The organism is Streptomyces sp. MBT65, from assembly GCF_016612545.1.
GTDB lineage: Bacteria > Actinomycetota > Actinomycetes > Streptomycetales > Streptomycetaceae > Streptomyces.
Genome location: NZ_JAENRY010000191.1, coordinates 1 through 24,702, shown reverse-complemented (window position 1 = coordinate 24,702; position 24,702 = coordinate 1). Strand labels below are relative to the sequence as shown.

At 68.8% G+C, this 24,702-nt stretch carries 22 protein-coding genes, 1 other RNA gene and 1 pseudogene; 12 read left to right on the top strand and 12 right to left on the bottom strand.

Annotated features, from left to right (window positions below; translation table 11 throughout):
• The 3 genes and pseudogenes from JHN63_RS34000 to JHN63_RS33990 form a co-directional block, all read right to left on the bottom strand.
• Positions 1-236, bottom strand: a pseudogene (locus JHN63_RS34000) (uroporphyrinogen-III synthase); the annotation flags it as partial.
• 125 nt (positions 237-361) lie between these two features.
• Positions 362-1,717 carry a NarK/NasA family nitrate transporter gene (locus tag JHN63_RS33995; RefSeq protein ID WP_200688011.1) on the bottom strand — a complete coding sequence of 452 codons (1,356 nt, stop codon included), beginning with the start codon at positions 1,715-1,717 and terminating at the stop codon, positions 362-364.
• A gap of 109 nt (positions 1,718-1,826) precedes the next feature.
• Positions 1,827-2,294 (bottom strand): DUF4240 domain-containing protein, encoded by a 468-nt coding sequence (locus JHN63_RS33990; RefSeq protein WP_200688009.1) that lies wholly within the window; start codon positions 2,292-2,294, stop codon positions 1,827-1,829.
• A 9-nt stretch (positions 2,295-2,303) separates the two neighbouring features.
• Here JHN63_RS33990 and JHN63_RS54410 point away from each other — a divergent pair, with 9 nt between their 5' ends.
• Entirely contained in the window at positions 2,304-2,630 is a 327-nt protein-coding gene (locus JHN63_RS54410) for a hypothetical protein (protein WP_307782049.1), read from the top strand.
• Here JHN63_RS54410 and JHN63_RS33980 read toward each other — a convergent pair.
• Together JHN63_RS33980 and JHN63_RS33975 are read right to left on the bottom strand one after the other, a co-directional pair.
• Positions 2,596-3,870, bottom strand: coding sequence for an acyltransferase (locus tag JHN63_RS33980; RefSeq protein WP_200688007.1), 1,275 nt, complete (start codon positions 3,868-3,870; stop codon positions 2,596-2,598). The genes JHN63_RS54410 and JHN63_RS33980 overlap by 35 nt on opposite strands.
• Positions 3,867-5,987 carry a glycosyltransferase gene (locus JHN63_RS33975; RefSeq protein ID WP_200688005.1) on the bottom strand — a complete coding sequence of 707 codons (2,121 nt, stop codon included), beginning with the start codon at positions 5,985-5,987 and terminating at the stop codon, positions 3,867-3,869. The genes JHN63_RS33980 and JHN63_RS33975 overlap by 4 nt, the downstream gene beginning before the upstream one ends.
• 84 nt (positions 5,988-6,071) lie before the next feature.
• On the opposite strand from JHN63_RS33975, the gene JHN63_RS33970 reads away from it, so the two are divergent.
• The 3 genes from JHN63_RS33970 (at position 6,072) to JHN63_RS33960 (ending at position 7,600) form a co-directional block, all read left to right on the top strand.
• Positions 6,072-6,518, top strand: coding sequence for a hypothetical protein (locus JHN63_RS33970; RefSeq protein ID WP_200688003.1), 447 nt, complete (start codon positions 6,072-6,074; stop codon positions 6,516-6,518).
• Between the two features lie 108 nt (positions 6,519-6,626).
• Positions 6,627-7,154: a hypothetical protein gene (locus tag JHN63_RS33965; RefSeq protein WP_200688001.1), complete on the top strand. Its 528-nt coding sequence runs from the start codon at positions 6,627-6,629 to the stop codon at positions 7,152-7,154.
• A 95-nt stretch (positions 7,155-7,249) separates the two neighbouring features.
• Positions 7,250-7,600, top strand: coding sequence for a hypothetical protein (locus JHN63_RS33960; protein WP_200687999.1), 351 nt, complete (start codon positions 7,250-7,252; stop codon positions 7,598-7,600).
• 327 nt (positions 7,601-7,927) lie between these two features.
• Here JHN63_RS33960 and JHN63_RS33955 read toward each other — a convergent pair whose 3' ends face one another.
• The gene (locus JHN63_RS33955) at positions 7,928-8,929 is read right to left on the bottom strand and encodes a LysR family transcriptional regulator (protein WP_307782048.1); all 1,002 of its coding nucleotides are present in this window, start codon (positions 8,927-8,929) and stop codon (positions 7,928-7,930) included.
• A gap of 83 nt (positions 8,930-9,012) precedes the next feature.
• Here JHN63_RS33955 and JHN63_RS33950 point away from each other — a divergent pair, with 83 nt between their 5' ends.
• The 7 genes from JHN63_RS33950 (at position 9,013) to JHN63_RS33920 (ending at position 19,655) form a co-directional block, all read left to right on the top strand.
• Entirely contained in the window at positions 9,013-10,221 is a 1,209-nt protein-coding gene (locus JHN63_RS33950; RefSeq protein ID WP_200687997.1) for an MFS transporter, read from the top strand.
• Between the two features lie 153 nt (positions 10,222-10,374).
• A complete protein-coding gene (locus JHN63_RS33945) occupies positions 10,375-11,643 on the top strand; it encodes an extracellular solute-binding protein (protein WP_200688023.1) in 1,269 nt (422 codons plus the stop codon).
• Positions 11,640-12,599, top strand: a complete 960-nt coding sequence (locus JHN63_RS33940) for a carbohydrate ABC transporter permease (RefSeq protein WP_200687995.1) — start codon at positions 11,640-11,642, stop codon at positions 12,597-12,599. Before JHN63_RS33945 ends, JHN63_RS33940 begins: the two co-directional genes overlap by 4 nt.
• The gene (locus JHN63_RS33935; protein ID WP_200687993.1) at positions 12,596-13,420 is read left to right on the top strand and encodes a carbohydrate ABC transporter permease; all 825 of its coding nucleotides are present in this window, start codon (positions 12,596-12,598) and stop codon (positions 13,418-13,420) included. The genes JHN63_RS33940 and JHN63_RS33935 overlap by 4 nt, the downstream gene beginning before the upstream one ends.
• Before the next feature lie 15 nt (positions 13,421-13,435).
• On the top strand, positions 13,436-15,676 hold the full coding sequence (yicI, locus tag JHN63_RS33930) for an alpha-xylosidase (RefSeq protein WP_200687991.1): 2,241 nt from the start codon (positions 13,436-13,438) through the stop codon (positions 15,674-15,676).
• Complete coding sequence (locus JHN63_RS33925) at positions 15,676-16,686, top strand: LacI family DNA-binding transcriptional regulator (RefSeq protein WP_200687980.1); 1,011 nt, start codon at positions 15,676-15,678, stop codon at positions 16,684-16,686. Before yicI ends, JHN63_RS33925 begins: the two co-directional genes overlap by 1 nt.
• 95 nt (positions 16,687-16,781) lie before the next feature.
• Positions 16,782-19,655, top strand: coding sequence for a glycoside hydrolase family 3 protein (locus JHN63_RS33920; RefSeq protein ID WP_200687978.1), 2,874 nt, complete (start codon positions 16,782-16,784; stop codon positions 19,653-19,655).
• A gap of 56 nt (positions 19,656-19,711) precedes the next feature.
• Here the strand turns inward: JHN63_RS33920 and ssrA are convergent.
• The 5 genes from ssrA to ftsE form a co-directional block, all read right to left on the bottom strand.
• Positions 19,712-20,099, bottom strand: a transfer-messenger RNA (tmRNA) gene (gene ssrA, locus JHN63_RS33915).
• Between the two features lie 118 nt (positions 20,100-20,217).
• Positions 20,218-20,766, bottom strand: a complete 549-nt coding sequence (gene smpB, locus JHN63_RS33910; RefSeq protein WP_234478118.1) for an SsrA-binding protein SmpB — start codon at positions 20,764-20,766, stop codon at positions 20,218-20,220.
• A gap of 82 nt (positions 20,767-20,848) precedes the next feature.
• A complete protein-coding gene (locus tag JHN63_RS33905) occupies positions 20,849-22,033 on the bottom strand; it encodes a S41 family peptidase (RefSeq protein ID WP_200687976.1) in 1,185 nt (394 codons plus the stop codon).
• A gap of 67 nt (positions 22,034-22,100) precedes the next feature.
• Positions 22,101-23,018: a permease-like cell division protein FtsX gene (gene ftsX / locus JHN63_RS33900; RefSeq protein WP_200687974.1), complete on the bottom strand. Its 918-nt coding sequence runs from the start codon at positions 23,016-23,018 to the stop codon at positions 22,101-22,103.
• A 55-nt stretch (positions 23,019-23,073) separates the two neighbouring features.
• Complete coding sequence (ftsE, locus tag JHN63_RS33895) at positions 23,074-23,763, bottom strand: cell division ATP-binding protein FtsE (RefSeq protein ID WP_200687972.1); 690 nt, start codon at positions 23,761-23,763, stop codon at positions 23,074-23,076.
• 251 nt (positions 23,764-24,014) lie between these two features.
• Here ftsE and JHN63_RS33890 point away from each other — a divergent pair, with 251 nt between their 5' ends.
• Positions 24,015-24,206: a hypothetical protein gene (locus JHN63_RS33890; RefSeq protein ID WP_019056429.1), complete on the top strand. Its 192-nt coding sequence runs from the start codon at positions 24,015-24,017 to the stop codon at positions 24,204-24,206.
• Between the two features lie 96 nt (positions 24,207-24,302).
• Here the strand turns inward: JHN63_RS33890 and JHN63_RS33885 are convergent.
• A partial coding sequence (locus tag JHN63_RS33885) for an LPXTG cell wall anchor domain-containing protein (protein WP_200687970.1) occupies positions 24,303-24,702 on the bottom strand: 400 nt, incomplete at its 5' end.

The window sequence follows — 24,702 nt, the reverse complement described above, 5'->3', positions numbered from 1 at the left end:
GTGGTGGCCACCACCACATCGGGCGCCAGGTCGATCAACTCCTTGGTGGCGGCGAGCAGTTCGCTGTCGTCGGCGAGGGGCACGATACGCAACGCGGGCGCGTGGAGGACCGCCGCACCGCGCCGCTGGAGCAGTGCCCCCAGCTCGTCTGCGCGGCGCGCGGCGGTGACGCCCACGGTGAACCCGGAGAGGGGCCCGTGCTGGGCGCTCTCCGGTCGCTGCGGTGGTTCGTACATGGCTCTCGTCCCGAACGTAGTCGTACATGCAAGTGGTACGTGGAATGACCCGGTGCCTACATGCCGAACGAGCCTGTCAACGGTGCGTGACAGGCTCGGTTCGACTTTATGTCGCCGGTGTTACGTCACACCTCGGCATAGCTGAGCTGCGACTTCGCCTCCGATGCGGAGGCCTTGGCCTGAGCCTGGGCGGTCGGGCGACGAAGGTATACGGCCCACGTGGCCGCGAAGCAGAGGCCGTAGAAGGCGAGGAAGGCGACGAACGCGCCGGTCCCGGAGCCGGAGGAGAGGAAGGACTGGCGGAAGGCGAGGTTGATGCCGACCCCGCCGAGCGCGCCGACGGCCCCGATGAGCCCCATGGAGGCTCCGGAGAGCCGCCGACCGTAGGCGGCCGCCGCCTCCCCCTCCAGTCCCTGCGCGAGGGCCTTGGTCTGGAAGATGCCGGGGATCATCTTGTACGTCGACCCGTTGCCGAGCCCGCTGAGCACGAACAGGACGACGAACACGGTCACGAACAGCGGCAGTGACTTCTGCATGCTGGCGACGATGAGGATCGCGGTGGCGGCGGCCATGGCGACGAAGTTCCACAGGGTGATCTTCGCGCCGCCGTAGCGGTCGGCGAGCCAGCCGCCGACGGGGCGGATCAGCGAGCCGAGCAGCGGGCCGATGAAGGTGAGATACGCGGCCTGCAACGGCGTACGGCCGAACTGGACCTGAAGCACCTGCCCGAAGGCGAACGCGTACCCGATGAACGACCCGAACGTGCCGATGTAGAGGAACGCCATGATCCAGGTGTGCCAGTCGCGCGCGGCGTCCTTGGCGGCGCCGGTGTCGTTCTTCACGGAGGTGAGGTTGTCCATGAAGAGGGCGGCGAGGGTGGCGGCGATCAGGATGAGCGGGATGTAGATCCCGAGCAGCACGCGCGGCCCGCCACTGGCGCCGATGATCGCGAGAGCGATGAGCTGGATGACCGGCACACCGATGTTGCCGCCTCCGGCGTTGAGCCCGAGAGCCCACCCCTTCTTCTTCAACGGGAAGAAGGCGTTGATGTTGGTCATGGAGGAGGCGAAGTTGCCGCCGCCGATGCCGGCCAGCAGGCCGATCCAGAGGAAGGTGTCGAAGGAGGTCCCCGGCTTCATCACCACGAAGGCGGCGATGGTGGGGATGAGCAGCAGACTCGCGGAGACGATCGTCCAGTTCCGCCCGCCGAAGACGGCGACCGCGAAGGTGTACGGCACCCGGACGACCGCGCCGACGAGCGTGACCATCGACGTCAGCAGGAACTTGTCGGCCGGGGTCAGCCCGTACTCCGGGCCCATGAAGAGCACCAGCACGGACCACAGCGTCCAGATCGAGAAGCCGATGTGCTCGGAGAGCACGGAGAAGACGAGATTGCGCCGGGCGACCTTCTCACCGGTCTCCCGCCAGAAGGTCTCGTCCTCGGGATCCCAGTGCTCGATCCACTTGCCAGTGGCTGTCATGACGCCTCCACGGTCTGCACTACGGGGTAACGAGCGGTGATGCATCCCGAAGGTAGGGAGGGCGGGTTTCCACGCTGTGGCTGTGAGTGACCGGAAGGGAACGTTGCTCTCACGGGCGGGAGGTGGGCGCGGTGAGGTGGGGAAGCTGGGCAGCGGCCCACCCCTCGGCGTTCGAGTAGGACTCGTAGGAGTAGCGGGTGGAGCGATCCCACTCCTTGCCCGTGATGCGGCCGTACGCCTTGTCCGGGACGTAGAGCAGGATCTCCGCCCAGACGAGGCCTTCGACGTACGGAGCAAAAAGGCGGGGATCGAGGAGTGTGGCCTCGTACGCTTCACGGCCGGCGGCCACGACGGCGGCGCGGGTGTAGAGGAAGCTGTCGCCCGACAGCCCGTGCCCGTACTCCTTGCGATCCAGCCGGTACAGCGCCCACGAAAGCTGTTCGGCAAACCCGATGACTGTCGCCACCGGCCCTGCGGCCAGACGGTCCGTCAATGCGATGGCCAGCTGTTCGGCGTCGGGATCGGGGGCGGACGGTGTGCAGTCGTCGATGAGCTGCCAGAAGCCGTTCTCGTTCATGCGCGGAGCATGGCGGACGCCTGTGACAGTGGCTCACCTGGAGCGTGCCCCACCGGTCTCGAACCACAGCGGCTTTCCCGCACCCCGGTCCAACAGTCCACCGTCACCGATCGGCCGGCCGCCCCAGGAGGTGGCGTACGCCTGGACGAGGCGGAGGCCTGCGCGCTCGGCCCCGTCGAGTCACGGGACTGCGTCTACGTCGCCGGCGGCCCCGCCGATGCCACCCGCCTCCGCGAGAGCGACGCCCCGGGCACGATCCTCACCACCACGACCGACGGCCTACGGCACCTGGTCAACACCCTCAGGTCCCCCTCCGCCGACTCCCCCCACCACTGACCCCGTTGGGCCATAGCCTCGGCCCCCGCTTGGCGGCAATGTCCTCGATCCACCCGAACGCAAGGATCGCCACCGCGATGAGCGGCCAGATCAGCAGGAACATCAGGAACGTGTCCGACTTGTCGAGGAGGGTGGTCGCGGTGGTGCTCTCCATGAAGGGGAGGTTGTACAGCTGGTCGATGATCGGGACCGTGGCCATGATGAGGAGGTTGTGCCACAGGTAGATCGTGACGGCGCGGTTGTTGGAGAGGGTCACCAGCTTGTCCCAGCGGGCCAGGCGGCCCGGCAACTCCTGCCAGGACGGCGAGTACTGGAGCAGGATCACCACGATCCCGAAGGACCAGCAGGCCTGGGCGAGGGGAATGTCGTTCAGGTCCCAGCCGTCCGGGCCCAGATGACCCGACGCCCACCACAGGCCGAAGCCCATGATCACCGTCGCGCCCGACACCGCGAGGTAGCGCGGGACCTGCTTCAACACCCCCTCGTGGTGCGCGAAGCCCAGGACCCAACAGCCGCCGTACACCGCGAAGTCGGACACCGCGTTGCCCGTCTCGCCAGGGATCGTCACCAGGCCCGTGCCGACAACTGCCGTCAGCAGCAAGGGCGCCAGCAACGTCGCCCACGGAACCCGCCGGAACGCCCACAGCAGCAGCGGTGACGCGATCACGAACCAGACGTACGCCCGCAGATACCAGAGCGGGCCCGCCGCCTGGTCCGCCCACGTGCTCTCCAACAGGCCCGATTCCGAACCGAGATGCTCGGGGTACGGCGGCGCGCCGAACGGCACGATGTAGTCGAACAGTTTCGCCGCTCCCCACCAAGTGCCGCCCAGATCGGGGTCCTTGAGGGGATGCCAGCCCATCGCGAACATCAGCACCAGCACCACCGCGCTGAACGCCCAGAGCGGGGGCAGCAGTCGCCGTAGCCGACCCTTGATCACGCCCAGTGCGGGGCGGTTCAGCGAGCGGGCCATCAGGGAACCCGCCAGCGCGAACATCACGCCCATGGAAGGGAACAGGACCGACAGCCAGGCCCAGCCGAAGAGGTGGTAGATCACCACCCGGACGAGCGCGATCGAGCGGAGCAGGTCCAAGTAGCGGTCCCGGCCGCCCCCCGGCTTCGGCTTCTTCGGTTCCGGCGCCAACTCCGGTTCCTGTTGGCGCTGTTGGGGAATCCCGTACGCCGGTGTCGACTCCGGGTCCGGCGCCGTGTCCGACCCTGTCGTGTATCCGTGCGTCATGCCACGGTCCTCCGATCGCTGCCGCCGCGCTGACTCGGTACCGGTCCGCCCGGTGCCTCCACGACCCCCGTGCGCCGCAGTTTCTGCCAGCGCAGGCGGCCGCCGGTGAGTGCGGTGATCCAGGACTGGAGCAGTACGACGTACATGAGTTGGCGGTAGAGGATCTGCTGGAGAGGCAGCGAGACGAGGTGGGTCATGCGTTCGCGGTCCAGGCGGAAGGCGTAGGCCGCGCAGAACGCCTGGATGGCGAGGACGCCCAGCCAGGCCAGGAACGTCTTCTCCGTCGGGCCGAACACCAGGCCGTAGAGCAGGAACACGTCGATCAGCGGGGCCAGGATCGGGGCCACGACCATGAACAGGGCCACCAGCGGCAGGCCGACGCGGCCGAAGCGGCCGGACGGGCCGCGGTCGAGCAGCGCGCCCCGGTGCTTCCAGATCGCCTGCATCGTGCCGTACGACCACCGGTAGCGCTGGGACCACAACTGCTGGACCGTCTCCGGGGCTTCCGTCCACGCGCGGGCCTTCTCGGCGTAGACGACGCGCCAGCCGTCGCGGTGCATCGCCATCGTGATGTCGGTGTCCTCGGCGAGCGTGTCGTCGCTCATCCCGCCGACCCGCTCCAACGCGCTTCTCCTGAAGGCCCCCACGGCGCCCGGGATCGTCGGCATGCAGCGGAGGATGTCGTACATCCGGCGGTCGAGGTTGAAGCCCATCACGTACTCGATGTGCTGCCAGGCGCCGATCAGCGAATCCCGGTTGCCCACCTTGGCGTTGCCCGCCACCGCGCCCACGCGCGGGTCGCCGAACGGCTGGACCAACTCCCGTACGGTGGCCGGTTCGAAGACCGTGTCGCCGTCCATCATCACGACGATGTCGTGACTGGCGTTCGCCAGGCCCCGGTTGAGGGCGGCCGGCTTGCCCGCGTTGACCTGGCGTACGACCCGGACGTTCGGCAGGAACATCGCTTCCACGATTCTCGCCGTGCCGTCCGCCGAGCCGTCGTCGATGACGATCACCTCGACGGGATGCTCGCTCGCCATCAGTGAACGGACCGTGTTCTCAATGCACTTGGCCTCGTTGTACGCCGGGACGAGGACCGATACCGGTTCGGTGACCGGTGGACCCCAGGCGAAGTTCTTGCGGCGCACCCGGCGGGCGTGGATGACGGAGAGCAGGAGCATCAGCGCGAAGCGGGCGATGACCAGGGAGCCGGTGATCGCCAGGCCGACCACCAGGACGTCGGTGATGTGGTCCGAGGCCTGGACCAGGAAGATCCACGCCTTGCCCTTCCACAGGTCGACGCCGGTCACCGGGGTGAGCGCGCTGCGGGCGCCGAGCGCCTGGGTGAGGTTGTCGAACCGGTAGCCCTTGGCCTGCATCTCCGGCAGGAACTTGTCCAGCGCCTCGACCGTCTGGTGGCGGTCACCGCCCGAGTCGTGCATCAGGACGATCGCGCCCTTGCCGCCGCGCGGAGTGGCGTTGCTGATGATCTTCGCGACGCCGGGCTTCTGCCAGTCCTCGCTGTCCGTGTTGTTGACGGCGGTGAGGTAGCCGCGGGTGCCGATGTACTCGGTCACCGGCCAGGACAGGTTGTCCATCGCGTCGGCGGAGGACGAGTACGGCGGCCGGAACAGTGACGTCCGGATGCCGGCCGCGCCGGTGATCGCGAGCTGGGTCTGGGACAGCTCCCAGTCGATGCGCTTCTTGGACTGGAAGGAGAGGTCGGGGTGGCTGAACGTGTGCACGCCCACCTCGTTGCCCTCGTCCACGATGCGCTTGACCAGCTCCGGGTAGCGCGAGGTCATGGTGCCGGTGACGAAGAAGACGGCGTGCGCGTGGTGCTTCTTGAGCACGTCCAGGACCTTGGGGGTCCAGGTCGGGTCGGGGCCGTCGTCGAACGTCAGGACGATGTCGCGGTCCGGCACGTCCAGGCTGGTGGTACGGCCGCTGCGGGTGTCGATCACCGGGCCGCCGTCGAGGATCTTGTCCGGGACCTTGTTCGTCGCCGCCTCGGGGCGGATCCGGTGGTCGGCGAGGATCTCGCTGTGCACATAGCCGCGCAGCATCAGCATCGCGAGCAACGCGACGAGCAGCAGCATCGGCAGCAGGAACCGCATGGAGATGCGCCGGCGCCGGGGATCGCGGCGGGCGCGGGGCGCGGTTCGCTTCGGGGTGCGGGGCGGGGCAGCGGGCCGGGCCGCATGCGGGGCACCGGACTCGGCTCGATGCGTGCCACCCGGCTCGGCTCGATGCATGGCACCGGGCTCGGATCCACGGGCGCCACCCGGCTCCGCTCGATGCGCGCCACCCGACTCGGCTCCACGTGTGGCACCGGACTCGGCTCCACGCCCCGCACCCGGCTCGGCTCGATGTGTCGCACCGGGCTCGACTCCATACGTGCCACCACCCGGCGCCGCTCCACGCATGGCACCCGGCTCGGCCTCACGCGCGCCACCCGGCTCGCCTCGATACGCACCGCCCGGCTCCGCTCGATGCGTCGCACCGCGCTCCGCTCCACGCGCCGTACCCCCGGACCCGCCTCCATGCGCGACGCCCGGTCCGGCTCCGTCCCCGTCAGGGACACCGGGCCCGGCTCCCTGCGTAGCGCCGCCGGACGACCCAACTTCCCTCCCACCACCTGGAGTTAACGGAGATATCGAACTTCCCGGATTTGCTCCGTGCCGGCCGCCCGGGGTCGGGTTCGTGGCCTTGGCGCGGCGGTTGTGCGATGCCATCAGAGGATGTGCTCCGGGGTCTTGGAGGGAACCGGCGCCGGTTCCGAAGGCGCGGCCGGTCCCTGGGCCACGGGCGACGGGCTGCTCGGGCCGTCGGCCACCGTGCCGGTGCCCGTCGTCGCGCTCGCGGTCGGCGTCGGAGAGACCGGCGTGCTCGCGCTGGCGGTCGGGGTCGGGGAGGCCGGCGGTGAGGACGACACCCGCGTGGGCTGTACGACCGGATTGCTCGCGCCGCCACCCGTCGGCGCCGAGGCGCTCCTGCTGGCGGACGCCCGGGGCGACGCGGACGTGCTCGTCTTGGCGCCGGGCGACGCGGACGCGCCGGACGCGCTCGCCTTCGCGCCCGGCGAGGGCGTCGTACCGTCGCTCGCCGTCGGAATGTTCCCCGGCGCCACACTGTCGCCGCCGGCGGACGGCCGCCCGGAGTCGGACGGCACCGGCGAGGTGTCGACCTTCCCGGCGGGCGCGTCGTCCTTCTGCCCCGGCACCGGCAGCCACGGCGCGTCCGAACTGCCGGACAACAGGGTGGCGACGATGACGACGGCGTAGACCGCGCACGCGATACCGACGGCCATACCGATCCGGCGGTACCTGCGGCTGCGACGGCCGGACTCGTCGACGAAGACGGGCCGGTCGGAACCGTCGTGACCGGCGCCGGGTCCGCTCTTGGCGCCGCCCTTCTTCCCGCCGCCGTCCGCCCGCGGGGCGGGCCCGTCGAGCTGGACGGTCACCTCGTCGGGGTCGACAGCGCCGGCCTCGGCGCCCGTCCCCCCTGCCGTACCCCAGGGATCGGCGAGGATCCCCGCGCCGACGGCGGCGGACACGCCCCGGCCGGCGGGCGGCTCGGGCCACCCGCTCCCGACGCGAGGACCGTCCTTGGTCGTACGACGACCGTCCTTGCCGCCATGACGACCACTCGCGCCCGCATGCCGACCGTCCGGGCCACCATGCCGACCGTCCTTGGCGACATGCCGCCCGCCCTCAAGAATTTCTGATCCTCTAGTCGCTCCAGGTACTCCGGATACCCGGGACACCCCGGATGTTCCGGCCACTTTGGTCTCCGGGAACGCCGCCTCGACCTCTCCGCCTATGACCGGTACGTCTCTGGTCGCGGATGCAGCTTGGGGCCATTCCGGTTGGGCGTCTTCTCGCCACTTTTCCATGCGCACGCACATCCCCCCACGGGACTGTTCCGGGTGCGCAGACGACCCTGAGCACACGCCGCCGAACCGGGCCCCCACCCGGTCCTCGCGCCCCCCTTACCACACCGTGCTCAGGCCCTGAAGGTAGCGCACAGGGGGCATCACATGTGCCGGGATGCATCATTTTTTCCTTTTTAGCATGTCCACGTCGATGGCCGGAATCCATCCATTCACCGGCCGCCGCAGCCACCCACACGCACTGCCGATCTCCACCGCAGCACGTCGAAGCGCATCGAATCCGGGGTGCACCAGCCCCTTTCGCCACACGAGCGACACAGGGGACAACGGCACCGGGTCCACCAGGGGCCTCAGCACCGTCCCGGGCATGGCCGGAAAACCCACCACGGCGAGGACCGGCGTCCGCGCCTTCGCCATCACCCACTCGAACTCCTCTTCGCCTACGGCCATGGGGGCGGGCGGCGCGACCTCGATGCCACGTCCCTCGAAGAGGCGGCGCGCGAGATCCGTCCACTCCGGAGTACGCGGATTCCCGGCACCCGCGTACACGGTCTCCCCCGCGAGCGCCTCCACCGGCACCTCCGCGAGCGACGCCAGCCGATGCCCCTCGGGCAGCACGACCGCCATCGGCTCGTACCGCACGAGCTGATGGTCGAGTCCGGCCCGCACCCCCGGCTCCAGCCCGGCGAACCGCCCGAACGACACATCGAGCCGTCCCGCCAGCAACTCCCCCGCCGCACCGGCGAGTCCACTCTCGTACCGGGCCATCAGCTCCTGTTCCGGGGCGAGTTCGCGGGCGCGGTGCAGCACCCGGCGCCCGGTGACCAGCCCCGGCGAGTTCAGATCGACGAGCAGCGGCCGGGCCTGCCGGAACGCGGCGAGCAACTCGTCCTGCGCGGCGAGCACCTGCCGGGCATACGGCACCAGCCGCTCACCGTCCGCCGTCAACGTCACCTGCCGAGTGGTCCGCACGAACAGTTCGGCCCCCAACTCCCGCTCCAGCCGCCGCACATCACGACTGAGCGCCTGCTGGGCGACGTACAACCGGGCGGCGGCACGGGTGAAGTGCAGTTCCTCGGCCACGGCGAGAAAGGCACGGAGGAGTCGGGGGTCGACGTGGGCGGACGCCAGAGGCGACCGGGGCATCGAGGGCGTCGAGGGCATCCGGCGAACTTACAACGCAGGTGCGTGAATCGACGCCGAGCAGGTGTTGGACCCCGTGATCCACTCCGGGCGACGGTTGCCGCATGCCACGCCGTACGCCACGCCTTGTGCCCCGACGGACCACCTACCGCCGCCTGTTCACCCTCCCCGGCACCCGGGCCTTCACCGCCGGCAACCTCCTCGCCCGCCTCCCCGCGGGCATGTTCAGCGTGAGCGCGGTGGTGATGATCGCCGGTTCACGGGGTTCGTACGCCCTGGCCGGCGCGGTCACCGCGACCGGCCTCGCGGCGACGGCGGTCGCCGGCCCATGGATCGCGCGCCTGACCGACCGCCACGGCCAGTCGCGAACGGCCGTACCGGCAACGGTGGTTGCGGTCCTCGGCTCGGTGGCCCTCCTCCTCTGCGTCCACTACGACGCCCCCGCCTGGACCCTGTTCGCCGCGTACGCGGCCACGGCGACGACCCCCAACACCGGCGGCTTGTCCCGTGCCCGCTGGGCCCATCTGCTCGCCGGCGACACCGAGGCCCTGCACACCGCGAACTCCTTCGAACAGGCCGCCGACGAACTCTGCTTCATGCTGGGCCCGGCACTGGCGGCCTTCCTGTGCGGCACGTTCTTCCCGGAGGCGGGGACGCTGGTGGGGGCGGTGCTGCTGCTGACCGGGATCCTGATCTTCACGGCCCAGCGTTCGACGGAGCCACCGCCGAATCCGACGGCGAAGGGCAGGTCTCCCCTCCGCAGCCCCGGCATCCCGCCCCTGATCGCCGGTCTCGTGGCGACCGGTGCGGTGTTCGGTTCGATGGAGGTCGCCACGCTCGCGTACGCGAACGCGGCGGGTCACCGTGCGGCGGGGGGTGCGGTGTTGGCACTCCAGGCGGCCGGCTCGTGCGCGGCGGGTCTGCTGTACGGGAGGGTGAGACCGAGGGGCTCCGCGGAACGCCGCCTGCGGTGGTGCCTGTTGGCGATGACCGTCTCGATGGCCCTCCCCCTGCTGGCGGCAAGCACGTCGGGCTCCCTCCCCGCACTGGGAACGGCGTTGCTGCTGGCGGGCATGGCAACGGCCCCCACGATGATCACCGCGATGTCCCTCGTCCAACACCGCACACCAGAAGGCAGGTTGAACGAGGGCATGAGCCTCGCGGTGACCGGCCTGCTGGTGGGGATCGCGCTCGGTTCGGCCACAGGCGGCCGGGCGGCGGACGGAACCTCGCCCGCCACGGGCTTCTGGGTGCCCGTTGCGGCAGCAACAACAGCCCTGCTGCTCGGAGTTCGGAGCAGGAGAACCCCCTGAGGGTGACGGCACTGTTCATCGAATCGCTTGCGCCAATCTCCGCCTAACCCATTGACGCACCACCCCCACCTACATACCTTCCTCCATCGAAGCGCTTCGACACCCATCCGACTCCCCCGGAGGCCCTGGATGCTGACGACCCGAACGCAAGCGATGACAGCCGTGGCGGTCATGACAGGAGCCCTGCTCCTGTCCTCCTGCGGCAGCTCGGACAGTGGTAGCTCGGACGGCAAGACCCTGAAGCTCTGGCACTACGAGGGCCCCGACAGCGCGATGGGCGTGGCCTGGAACGCGGCCATCAAGGAGTTCGAGGCCCAACACCCGGGCGTCAAGGTGAAGTTCGAGGAGAAGGGCTTCGAGCAGATCCAGAAGACCGCCCCGATGGTCCTCAACTCCTCCGACGCCCCGGACATCATGGAGTACAACAAGGGCAACGCGACGGCGGGCCTGCTGTCCAAGCAGGGGCTGCTCACCGACCTCACCGCCGAGGCCAGGACGCGCGGCTGGGACAAGAAGATCCCCGCGAGCGTCGGCACCACGGACATGTACGACACCAACGGAGTGATGGGCTCCGGCAAGTGGTACGGCGTGACCGACTACGGCGAGTACACGATGGTCTACTACAACAAGGACCTCTTCAAGAAGTACAAGATCGCCGAGCCGAAGACGTTCGACGAACTCACCGCCGCCATGGCTCAGTTCGAGGCGAAGGGCGTCACCCCGCTCGCGAACGCGGGCGCCGAGTACCCGGCCCAGCAGTGCCTCTACCAGCTCGCGCTCTCGAAGGCCGACCGCGCCTGGGTCGACAAGTACGAGCTGTACAAGGGCAAGACGGACTTCCACGACCCGGCCTGGACCTACGCGGCGACGACCTTCGCCGACTGGGTGAAGAAGGGCTACATCGCCAAGACCTCCAGCTCCACCAAGGCCGAGGACGCGGGAGTCTCCTGGATCCAGGGCAAGACGCCGATCCTGTTCTCCGGCAGCTGGTGGTACGGCCGCTTCCAGACGGAGGCCAAGTTCGACTGGGGCACGGCCCTGTGGCCCGACTCGAACCTCACCCTCGGCTCCGGCGGCAACATCTGGGTCGTCCCCAAGGGCGCCAAGAACAAGCAACTCGCCTACGACTTCATCGACATCACCCTGTCGAAGAAGATCCAGAACCTGATGGGCAACAAGGGCGGCATCCCGGTCGCGGCCGACACCTCCGCGATCACCGACCCCAAGTCCAAGGAACTCATCGCCAACTTCAACACCCTCACGGCCCGCGACGGCCTCGCCTTCTACCCGGACTGGCCGGTCCCCGGCTTCTACGACGTCCTCGTCTCCGAGACCCAGAAGCTGATCACGAACAGCGAGAAACCGGACGCCTATCTCAGCAACCTCCAGAAGGCGTACGACAAGGGCGTCCCGTCGACATGACGGTCACCGTCGAGAAGGGCGCGCGGGCCGGCACCAGGCACCACAGCACCGGCCCGCGCCGCCCTCGCCCCCGAAACTCGTACGCCCTGTTCCTCCTCCCCGGCGCCCTCGCCGCCCTCGCCGTGATCGTCGTCCCCTTCCTGATGAACACGGCCGTGAGCTTCACGAGTTGGCAGGGCGTCGGCGACCCCAAGTGGACGGGCCTCGCCAACTACCGTGACCTGCTGGACGACGCGGAGTTCTGGGCGTCCTTCCGGCACAGCCTGTTCATGGTCGTGGCGATGGCGGCCGTACCGACGATCGTCGGACTCGTCCTGGCCGCCGCCCTGTTCGACTACGTCGGCAAACACTTCGGCACCCGCATCGCCACGATCCTCCGCGCCTGCTTCTACCTCCCCCAGGTGCTGCCGATCGCGGTCGCGGGCATCGTCTGGAGCTGGATCCTCGCCCCCGACAACGGCTCCCTCAACGCCCTTTTGAAAGCAGTGGGGTTGGGCTCCTGGCAGCAGGACTGGCTCGGCGACCCCGACCTCGCGCTCTACAGCGTCATGGGCGTCATGGTCTGGGTCCAACTCGGCTTCCCGCTCGTGGTGTTCATGGCGGGGCTGCAACGCGTCGACCCCCAGCTCTACGAGGCCGCCGAGTTGGACGGCGCCGGCTGGTGGCGCCGCTTCTGGCACATCACGCTGCCGCAGATCCGCCCGGAGATCTACGTCGTCCTCACCTGGTGCACGATCGCCGCGCTCAAGGTGTTCGGCGCGGTGTACGTCCTGACGAAGGGCGGCCCGGGCGGCGCGACCGACGTGCCGTCCTACTTCTCGTTCACCACGTTCTTCGAGAAGACCCAGGTCGGCTACGGAGCCGCGATCTCGACGGTGTTGACCGTGATCATCCTCGTACTCTCCCTGGCCTTCCTCAAACTCCAGACCCGCGCGGAGGAAGGTGACCGCGCATGACGACCGCCCTGCGCCGCTACCCCGTCCTGATCGCCCTGTGTATCGCCGCCCTCTTCATGGTCGTCCCGTTCCTGATCGTCGTGGTCAACGCCGTGAAGTCACCGGCCGAGTACTCCGAACACGGCCCGCTCAGCCTCCCCAAGGGCCTCTACCTGGACGGCCTCAAGGACTTCTGGCAGCGCGTCGACTACGGGCAGAAACTCTTCAACTCGGTCCTGATCAGCGGCTCGGTGGCCGTCCTCGCCGCCGCCCTGTCCGTCCTCAACGCGTACGCGATCGGCATCGGCCGTATCCGGGGCCGCACCTGGGTCCTGGCCTTCTTCGTCCTGGCCAACATGCTGCCGCAGGAGGCGCTGGTCTACCCGATCTACTACCTGAGCAAGCAAGTCGGCCTGTACGACACGAGGTTGAGCGTCATCATCGTCTTCACGGTGATCCAGGCCGCGTTCGGCACGTATCTGCTCTCCTCCGTGCTGAGCCAGTTCCCCCGCGAGATCCTCGAAGCCGCCCGGATCGACGGCGCCAACAAGTGGCAGGTGCTCTGGCGGATCGTCGTCCCGGTCAGCCGCCCCACCATCGGCGTCCTGCTGGTCTTCTTCTTCATCTGGACCTGGAACGAGTTCCTGCTCCCGCTGGTCATGCTGATCTCCAACGACAACCAGACCGTGTCGGTGGCCCTCGGCGTCCTCCAGGGCCAGCGCCTGATGGACGCCACGATGACCAACGCAGCTGCCCTGCTGGGTGTGTTGCCCGCCATCGTCTTCTTCCTCGTCTTCCAGCGGACCCTCACGCGGGGCATCGCCGTGGGCGCCGTCAAGTAGTAAGGGGACCCCCACATGAAGTTCACCGACGGCTACTGGCTGCTGCGTGAGGGCGTCACCGCCGCCCACCCGGTCGAGGTCCTCGATGTCACCGCCCCCGAGGGCGCGTTGGAGATCCACGCACCGACGATGCCGATCCGCCACCGCGGCGACCTGCTGAAGGGACCGGTCGTGACGATCAGCGCCCACGCCCCGCTGCCCGACGTCATCGGCGTCACCTTCACCCACTTCGAGGGCGAACAGCCGCGCGGCCCCCAATTCGAGGTACAGAAGAGCGAGTTCGCCGTCCACACGAGCTACGACGACGAGCACGCGACCCTCACCTCCGGCGCCCTGTCGGTCAAGGTGGCCCGCACCGGCCCCTGGCACGTCGACTTCCTCGCCCACGGCCGGAGCCTCACCAGCAGCGGCCCCAAGGGCATGGGCATCATGCGGGACTCGACCGGCGCCCACTACCTGCGGGAGCAACTCGGCCTGGGAGTCGGCACATCCGTCTACGGACTCGGCGAACGCTTCGGCCCGCTCGTCAAGAACGGCCAGGTCGTCGACATGTGGAACGCCGACGGCGGCACCGCCACCGAACAGGCCTACAAGAACATCCCCTTCTACCTGACCGACGCGGGCTACGGCGTCTTCGTCGACCACCCCGGCCGGGTCTCCTTCGAGGTCGGTTCAGAGGCGGTCTCCCGGGTCCAATTCAGCGTGGAGAGCCAACAGTTGACGTACTACGTCATCTACGGCCCGACCCCCAAGGACATCCTCCGCAAGTACTGCGCCCTCACCGGCCGCCCGGCCCTCCCGCCCGCCTGGTCGTTCGGTCTGTGGCTGTCGACGTCGTTCACCACCTCCTACGACGAGGAGACGGTGACGTCGTTCATCGAGGGCATGCGGGAACGTGAACTCCCGCTCTCCGTCTTCCACTTCGACTGTTTCTGGATGCGCGAGTTCAACTGGTGCGACTTCGAATGGGATCCGCGGGTCTTCCCCGACCCGGAGGGCATGCTCACCCGGCTCAAGTCCAAGGGCCTGCACATCAGCGTCTGGATCAACCCGTACATCGCGCAGCGCTCGCCGCTGTTCGCCGAGGGCAAGGCGCTCGGCCACCTGCTGCGCCGGCCGGACGGCAGCGTCTGGCAGTGGGACCTGTGGCAACCCGGCATGGCCCTGGTCGACTTCACCAGCCCGGCGGCCCGCGACTGGTACGCGGGAAAGCTGGAGGCGCTGCTCGCACAGGGCGTCGACTGCTTCAAGACCGACTTCGGCGAGCGCGTCCCGGTCGACGTCGCCTACGCGGACGGCGCCGACCCCGAGCGGATGCACAACTACTACACCTACCTCTACAACCGCACGGTCTTCGACGTCCTGCGCAAACACCGCGGCGAGGGCGAGGCCGTCGTCTTCGCCCGCTCGGCCACAACGGGCAGCCAGAAGTACCCCGTTCACTGGGGCGGCGACTGCGAGGCGACCTACGAGTCGATGGCCGAGTCCCTGCGCGGCGGCCTCTCCCTCGGCCTGTCCGGCTTCGGCTACTGGAGCCACGACATCGGCGGCTTCGAGGGCACCCCGACCCCCGCCCTCTTCAAACGCTGGCTGGCCTTCGGCCTGTTGTCCTCCCACAGCCGTCTGCACGGCAGCTCGTCCTACCGGGTCCCGTGGCTCTTCGACGAGGAATCAGTGGACGTACTACGGCAGTTCACCCGCCTCAAGCTGAGCCTCATGCCGTATCTCTACGAGACCGCGCGCACCGCCTCCGCCGAGGGCGTGCCGATGATGCGGGCGATGGTGCTGGAGTTCCCGGACGACCCGGGGTGCGCGCATCTGGAACGGCAGTACATGCTCGGGAGCGATCTGCTGGTCGCGCCGGTGTTCAGCGACGACGGGGACGTCTCGTACTACGTCCCCGAGGGCACCTGGACCCACTACCTCACCGGCCGTACGGTCGCCGGTCCGCGCTGGGTGCGCGAGCAGCACGGGTTCGACAGCGTGCCGCTGCTGGTGCGGCCGGGCGCGGTGCTCCCGGTCGGCGCGGTGACCGACCGGCCCGACTACGACCATGCCGACGGCGTCACCCTGCGGGCGTACGGTCTGGAGCGGGGCGCGCAGGTGACGGTGCGGGTCGGCGAGGTGACCTTCACCGTCGTACGGGAAGGGGACACGCTCCGGGCGTCGTGCAGCGACCCGTCCGTGGCGTGGGCGCTGGCCGCCGGGGAGCGGTCGAGGTCGGGCAGCGGGTTCCTCACCCTGGAGCTGGGCTGATGGTGAAGATCACCGATGTCGCCCGGCACGCCGGGGTCTCCCCCAGCACCGTGTCGTACGCGCTGAGCGGCAAGCGTCCGATCTCCGAGGAGACCCGGCAGCGCGTCGAGGAGTCCATCCGCGAGCTGGGCTACCGACCGCACGCGGGCGCCCGCGCCCTGGCCAGCAGCCGCTCGAACGTGCTGGCCCTCGTCATCCCCTTACGCACCGGCATCCATGTCCCGGTGGTCATGCAGTTCGCGATGTCGGTGGCGACCACCGCCCGCCGCCACGACCACGACGTGCTGCTGCTCACCCAGGAGGAGGGCGAGGAGGGGCTGCGGCGGGTCGCGGACTCGGCGCTCGTGGACGCGATGATCGTGATGGACGTCCAACTCGACGATCCCAGACTGCCGTTGCTCCGTTCCCTGGACCGGCCGTCCGTGCTGATCGGCTTCCCCGCCGAGGCGGCCGGACTGACCTGTGTCGACCTGGACTTCCAGGCGGCCGGTGAGCTGTGCGTGGAACGGCTCGCGGGGCTCGGGCACCGCGTCGTCGCCCTCGTCGGGTCACCGCCGGAGGTGTACGTCCGCCGAACCGCCTTCGCCCAGCGGGTCGTTCAGGGCTTCACTACCGCCGCCGACCGCAACCGGCTCGTCTCCTCCGTCCACCCGTGCGAGGCGGCGTCCGGCGCGGCAGCGGCCGTGGCGGAACAACTGCTGCGCGAGCAGCCCGCGTTGACCGGGGTCGTCGTCCACAACGAACCCCTCCTGGAACCCCTCATCGACGCCTTCGAGCAGCTCGGACTGCGCGTCCCCGGCGATCTGTCGGTCACCGCGATCTGCCCCGACGAACTCGCCGAGTCCGTACGGGTCCCGGTCACCTCGGTCGCGCTGCCCGCCGCCGAACTCGGTTCCAGGGCGGTGGAGTTGCTGATGAAGAAACTGGGCGGCAAGGCGGTGCCCGACGCGACGCTGCTGGCCCCCCGACTCACCGAACGCGCGAGCACGGCACCCCGCAACGCGCCCTGACCACACCCCCGTTGGTGCAAGGCCCTACTCGAAGGAGCCGCGACATGAGAGGCAAGAGAAGAAGGCACAGAACAAGTCACAGAACCACGCTCGTCATGGCGTTCGCCCTGATCGCCGCCCTGGGAGCGACCGTCCCGGCGACGGCCGACACCACCCCGTACCCCTTCCGCGACCCGACGCTTCCCGTGAGCAAGCGCGTTGACGACCTGCTCGGCCGCCTCACCCTCGACGAGAAGATCTCCCTCCTCCACCAGTACGAGCCCGCGATCCCCCGCCTCGGCATCCAGTCCTTCCGCACCGGCACCGAGGCCCTGCACGGCGTCGCCTGGCTCGGCAGGGCCACCGTCTTCCCGCAGGCCATCGGGCTCGCCTCGACCTGGGACCCGGCGCTGATGGAGCAGGTCGGCTCGGCGGTCGGCGACGAGGCCCGCGGCTTCCAGCAACAGCGCCCGGACGGCTGGGGGTTGAACCTCTGGGCCCCGGTCGTCAACCTCCTCCGCGACCCGCGCTGGGGCCGCAACGAGGAGGGCTACAGCGAGGACCCCGAACTGACTGGCGCCCTGTCGACGGCGTACGGCGAGGGTCTGACCGGCGGCGACCCGAACCACCTCAAGACGGCCCCCACCCTCAAGCACTACCTCGCCTACAACAACGAGGCCGACCGCGCGACCACCTCCTCCGACCTGCGCCCACGGGTGGCGAAGGAGTACGACGAGGCCGCCTTCAGACCGGCGATCGCGGCGGACGCGGCCACGGGTGTGATGACGTCGTACAACCTGGTCAACGGCCGCCCCGCGACGGTCAATCCGGACCTGAACGACACCGTGCGGAGCTGGACCGAGCAGAAGCTGCTGAACGTCACCGACGCCTTCGCCCCCGGCAATCTCGTCACCCCGCAGCAGTACTACCCCACGATCACGGAGGGCGACGCGGCGGCGCTCAAGGCCGGCGTCGACAGCTTCACGGACAACAGCGCGGACCCGGGCCCGACGACGACGGCCGTCAACTCGGCGCTGCAACAGGGCCTGTTGAAGGTCTCGGACCTAGACAAGGCGGTGTCGGACATCCTGTCCGTCCGGGTCCGGCTCGGTGAGTTCGACCCGGGCGGCGGACCGTACGGCTCGATCGACGCGTCGGTCATCAACAGCCCGGCCCACCAGCGACTGGCGCGCAAGGCGGCGGCCGAGGGGACAGTGCTGCTGAAGAACAACGGCACGCTGCCACTGGGAAGTTCGGGCAAGAACGTCGCCGTGGTCGGCCCCCTCGCCGACACGCTCTACACGGACTGGTACTCGGGCACACTCCCCTACGCCGTCACCCCCGCACAGGGCATCGCCTCGAAACTGAACACCGGCGTGGCCACCAGCGAGGGGGTCGACCGCATCGCCCTGCGCGACACGACGACCGGCAAGTACGTCACGGCGGGCACCGGCGACACGGGCGCCCCCTTGCAGGAGACCACCAACGCCCCGACCGTCACTGCCCAGTTCGACGCCTTCGACTGGGGTTCCGGCATCGTCACCCTGCGCTCGGCCGCCAACGGCAAGTACGTCGGCTACAACTGGTCGAATTTCGTCAACGACCAGACGCAGCCCAATGGTTGGTACGTCCAGCAGCAGTTCAAGCTGGAACAGCAGGACGACGGAACGTACTTGCTGAGGTACGCGGGCTACGAGACCGCCGAGTCCTGGTGGTCGAGCCCGGTCTACCTGGGCCCGACGGACGCGAACGGCACCCTGGGCCTGGTAGCGAAGGACCGGGCCGCGCACTACGCGAAGGACGTGATCCGCAGCGGTGTCGACGACGCCGTGGCCGCGGTGAAGGGCAAGGACACGGCGGTCGTCGTCATCGGCTCCATGCCGTCGATCAACGGCCGCGAGGCCCACGACCGCACCGACCTGTCCCTGGCCCCCTCCCAGGAGGCCCTGGTCAAGGCGGTCCACCGGGCCAACCCGAAGACGGTGGTCGTGGTCGAGAACAGCTACCCCACCACGCTGGGCGCCGTACAGAACGAGGTCCCGGCCCTCCTGTGGACCTCACACGCGGGCCAGGAGACGGGCAACGCCCTGGCCGACATCCTCTACGGCGACGTCAACCCGTCAGGCCGCCTCACCCAGACCTGGTACCGCTCGGACGCCGATCTCCCGTCGATCCTCGACTACGACATCATCAAGTCCGACCGCACCTATCAGTACTTCCGGGGCACCCCGCTCTATCCCTTCGGCTACGGACTCTCGTACACGACCTTCCGCTACGGCGCCCTGAAGCCGGTCGGCGGCGGCTACGAGGTCGCGGTGACGAACACCGGCACACGGGCCGGCGACGAGGTCGTACAGCTCTACACACACCAGCGCACCTCCCGCGACAAAGAACCCCTGAAACAACTGAAAGCCTTCCAACGGGTGTCACTCAAACCCGGCGAGACGAAATCGGTCCACCTGAAACTCCAACAGAAGGACCTCGCGCACTGGGACGTCACCCGCTCGCAATGGGTGGTGGAAAGCGGCACCTACGACGTGCTCGCGGGCGCCTCCTCCACCGACATCCGCTCCCGCACGACCTGGCGCGTCCACGGCGAGACCATCCCACCCCGGAACCTCTCCCGGACGACCCGCGCCGAGAACTTCGACGACTACTCCGGCATTCACCTCGTGGACGAGTCGAAGGCGAGCGGTACGGCGGTGGGCGCGGCGACGGACGGGGCGTGGCTGAAGTTCGCGGACACGCAACTGGGCGCGGGGGCACGGAAGTTCACGGCCCGGGTGGCAGGCACCGCCGCCGGCACGATCGAGGTCCGGCTGGGCTCCCCGACCGGCAGGCTCGTCGGTACGGCACACACGAACGGGACGGCGTCGTCGTACGACTACGAGACGGTGACCGCCGATCTGGCGGGTGCGGCGAAAGGTCGTACGGACGTGTATCTGGTCCTGAGCGACGGGTTGCGAATATCGACCTTCACTGTTCGGTGAAGTGACAGGAAAAAGCCCCCACTGCCGAAGCAGTGGGGGCTTTACCCACATGGGATGAGTGGAGATGGCGGGAATCGAACCCGCGTCCACCGGTGCAGAATCAGGGCTTCTCCGTGTGCAGTTCGCTGTGATTTTCTCGGCCCCGGCAATCACGCGAACAAGTCGCCGACGGGCCCAGTCACTGTTTGATTTCCCATCGAACCCCGTGACCGGGCTCGATGGTTTAGTTCCCTAGATTATGCCAGGGTCCGGGTCGGGAACACTCCCGGGCTGACACCCTTTTAGGGTCCTTCAGTCGCTGTTATTAGGCAGCGAGGGCGAAGGACTGGGAATCGCTCTTGGAATTGGCGATTATTGGTTGCGACATATGGTTAACGAGATCATTGCCGCTTCCTCGACACGCTTCACCTGCTTCGACAGCCGCTGTCGAAACCGATCATCCCCATGTTGTTTTTTCAAGCCCCTCCGAAGAGGGATACACACCCGCTGTGGGGTGCGGTAGCCATCGTACGTGAACAACGCGCGCCGCTGCCACCGTATTCCTCGTGGCCACTCGCCGTGGCTACTCGCCGCGCTGCTTCCGCTTCGCCGCCGCGATCGCGCGGTCCGACTCCCGGCGGTCCTGCTTCTCGCGCAGGGTCTGCCGCTTGTCGTACTCCTTCTTGCCGCGGGCGAGGGCGATCTCGGCCTTGGCCCGGCCGTTGCTGAAGTACAGGGCGAGAGGCACGATCGTGTGACCCGTCTCCTGGGTCTTGGCCTCCAGCTTGTCGATCTCCTCGCGGTGCAGCAGCAGCTTGCGCTTGCGGCGCACGGAGTGGTTGGTCCAGGTGCCCTGGTGGTACTCGGGGATGTGGGCGTTGTGCAGCCACGCCTCGCCCCCGTCGATCTGGACGAAGCCGTCGGTCAGCGAGGTCCGGCCCTCACGCAGCGACTTGACCTCGGTACCGGAGAGGACGAGCCCGGCCTCGAAGGTGTCGATGATCGCGTAGTCGTGCCGGGCCTTCTTGTTCTGGGCGACGATCTTGCGCTTGCCGCCCTTCTCGCCGTCCCTGGCCTTGCCGCCGGCGGCCCCACCGCCCTGCTTGGGCTGGGACTCCTTGGGTACGTACATTCCCTTGCTCATAGTGCTGACCATTTTCGCACTACAGGGGGGTCCGAGGGAAAGGCGATTACAGACGGGCGTCAAGGAACGCCTACGAAGCGTCTCCGAGCCCGCTCAGTACGGTCTCGGCGCGCTCTACGGCGGCCTGTCCCTGTGCGGTGACGTCGAGGTCGGGGGTGATGCCCACGCCGTCGACGGTGTGGCCGGAGGGGGTGCGGTAGTGGCCGACGGTCAGTTCGGCGACGACGCCGTCGGGCAGCTTGCTCGGCATCTGGACCGAGCCCTTGCCGAAGGTCCTGGAGCCCACGACGACCGCGCGGCCGCGGTCCTGGAGGGCGCCGGTGAGCATCTCGGCCGCGCTCATCGTGCCGCCGTCGACGAGCGCGACCAGGGGTCTGGTGGTGTCGCCGCCGGCGTCCGCGTGCAGGGCGCGCTGTTGGCCGTCGACGTCGTAGGTGGCGACGAGGCCGCCGTCGAGGAAGGCGGAGGCGGCGGTGACGGCCTCGGTGACCAGGCCGCCGGAGTTGCCGCGCAGGTCGAGGATGAACGAGGCGTCGGCCGGGGCCTGTCGTACGGCGGTGCGGACGAGGTCGCCGACGCCCTTGGTGAAGGCGGCGATCCTGATGACGGTGACCTCGCCGGCCAGTCTGCTGACGGTCACGGAGTCGGTGGAGAGGCGGGCGCGCCGTACGGTCTCGTTCCACGCGTGCGTGCCGCGCTCCAGGCCGAGGGTGACGGCGGTGCCGGCCGCCGCGTCCTGTGCGTCGCCCCGCAGTAAGGAGACGACCTCGGTGACGGGCCGGCCGTCGACGTTCTCGCCGTCCACGGTGCGCAGTCGGTCGCCCTTGCGGACACCCGCGGCGGCGGCGGGCGACCCGGACTGCACCTTGGTCACCTCGATCCGGCCGTCCCGCTCGCGCCGGGCCCAGAGCCCGACGCCGGTGTACTGGCCGTCGAGCGCCTCCTCGAACTCCTCGTACTCCCCTTGGGAGTACACGGCACCCCACCGGTCCCCGCTGCGGCTGACGGCCCGCTCGGCGGCCTCCATGGGGGACTTGCCGTCGGCCTTGGCCTCGGCGGCGGCCTTCGCGACCTCTTCGGTACGGCCGACGGGTGCCGAACGGGCCGTACCGGACGCCGATTTCCGGTCGGCCCGGTCGGGTTCGTCGAACGATCCGGTCGCCGCACCGGCGACCAGGACACTCGCGAACACCAATGTCAGGGCTGCCCCGCGGCGGATGCGGCGGGGCTGACTACACAGGTCGCGGCCTGACATGGCGGTGAGTCTAGGACAACGCGAAGGGCCGCACGGGCGGTTGCCCGTACGGCCCTCTTGGCATGCGTCACACCTTGAGGTACTTGCGCAGCGCGAAGAACGCTGCCAGCGCGGGCATCAGGAGGCTCGTCGCGAGGATGAGCGGGAGCTTGGTGAGGACGGCGTCCCAGCCGATGAAGTTGATCAGGTTGAGCTTGTGGGACAGGTCCAGGCCGTGGTCGATGATGAAGTACCGGGCGACGACCAGGAATCCGCAGGCGACCGTGCCGCCGATGAGGCCGGCGACGGCGGCCTCCATGATGAACGGGGCCTGGATGTAGAAGCCGGACGCGCCGACCAGGCGCATGATGCCGGTCTCACGACGACGGCTGAACGCCGAGACGCGCACCGTGTTGACGATCAGCATCAGGGCGACGACGAGCATCAGCGCCATGACGGCTCGCGCGGCCCAGTTCATGCCGTTCAGGAGGCCGAAGAGGTTGTCCAGGATGCCCTTCTGGTCCTGCACCGACTGGACGCCGTCACGGCCGTCGAAGGCGGTCGCGATGACCTGGTACTTCTCCGGGTCCTTGAGCTTGATGCGGTACGACTCCTGCATCTGGTCCGGGGTGAGCGAACTGGCCAGCGGGGAGTCGCCGAACTGCTGCTTGTAGTGCTTGTACGCCTCGTCCTGCGACTCGTACACGACCTTCTCGACGACCGACATCTTGCCGAGGTCGGACTGGATCGACTTCTTCTGGTCGTCGGTCACCGCGCCCTTGGCGCAGTTGGGGTCGGACTCGGCGTCGCTCTTGTTGCAGAGGAAGATCGAGACGTTGACCTTGTCGTACCAGTAGCCCTTCATCGTGGTCACCTGGTCGCTCATCAGGAGCGAGCCGCCGAAGAGGGCCAGGGACAGGGCTACGGAGACGACGACCGCGAAGGTCATCGTCAGGTTGCGGCGGAGACCGACACCGATCTCGGAGAGTACGAACTGGGCGCGCATGGCGGCTTCTTCAGGCCTTTCCGTGGACGGACATCAGACGGCGGTCGGTCGGCGGTCAGTGCTGGTAGCCGTAGACGCCACGTGCCTGGTCACGGACGAGGCGGCCCTTCTCCAGCTCGATGACGCGCTTGCGCATCTGGTCCACGATGTTCTGGTCGTGCGTCGCCATGACCACGGTGGTGCCCGTCCGGTTGATCCGGTCGAGCAGCTTCATGATGCCGACGGAGGTCTGCGGGTCGAGGTTGCCCGTGGGCTCGTCCGCGATGAGGAGCTTGGGCCGGTTCACGAAGGCTCTCGCGATGGCCACACGCTGCTGCTCACCACCGGAGAGCTCACCGGGCCTGCGGTCCTCCTTGCCGCCGAGCCCGACGAGGTCGAGCACCTGGGGCACGGACTTGCGGATCTCGCCCTTGGACTTGCCGATGACCTCCTGCGCGAAGGCCACGTTCTCGGCGACCGTCTTGTTGGGCAGCAGGCGGAAGTCCTGGAAGACGGTCCCCAGCTGGCGGCGCATCTGCGGCACCTTCCAGTTGGAGATGCGGGCGAGGTCCTTGCCCAGCACGTGCACCTGGCCCTGGCTGCACCGCTCCTCGCGGAGGACCAGCCTCAGGAAGGTGGACTTTCCGGAGCCGGAGGACCCCACGAGGAACACGAACTCGCCCTTCTCCACTTCCAGGGAGACGTCCCTGAGAGCGGGGCGGGTCTGCTTGGGGTAGACCTTGGAGACATTGTCGAATCGGATCACGGGTGCACCACGGGTAGCCGGGGGTAGGTGAGCGTGACCATACGCGACCCGGGTGTGCCCGCGCAGTCGGCGTCCGGCGTTGAGCGAGGCTTGCACGTTTTGTCGCGGATCTGAAGGGCTGGAACGCACAAGGTCGGGGCAGGATAAGGCGAGCCGCGCCGAATCCCGCGGAACCTGGCACAGTGGAGGGGGAACGTTCTAGTTTCCCGAGGCGTTGTGTCTGTGGAAGCCGGTGCAAGGAGGGCGAGCGCATGACGTACGACCGGTTGGTGTGCGCGAACTGCGCGGCGCCCGTGAACGAGGGCCGCTGTCCCGTCTGCCGTGCGAACCGCGCGCGGCTGCAGCAGGAGAACCCGTGGGGCAATCTGAACCCCATGGCGTTGATCGCCCTGCTCGCGGTGCTGATCGCGGCGCTGGCGCTGGTGGCGCACCAGACCGCTTAGGCGGCCTGGACAAGGACACGCAGAAGGGCCCGGAGCGAGCTGCTCCGGGCCCTTCGTCGTACGACGTGCGTACGGTCCGTACGGGGACGGTTACCGTCAGGCGACCGTGCCGTTGCGGCCGTTCCCGAGGCGCGGGAGGACGCGGAAGGCGATGCCGCCGGCGATCATCGTCGCGGCGCCGATCAGCAGGAACGCGGTCTGGCCCGCACCGGTCTCGGCCAGCTCGTCACCGTTGCCCTGCGCCGAGGTGTCGGTGAGCGCGGAGGTGCCCGCCTCCTGGGCGGAGGACCCGCCGTCGGGGTCGTTGTTGTTGCCGCCGGTGGAGCCGGAGCCGCTGGTGCTGCCGTCCGACGGGCTGTCGGTGGGCTCGTCCGTGGGCTCGGTGGGGTTGCCGGTGGGCTCGGTCGGCTCGTCGCTGGGAGGCGTCGAGGACGCCGGCGGGGTGGCCGGGGGCGTCGAGGCCGGCGGCGTCGAAGCCGGGGGCTCGCTCGTGTTC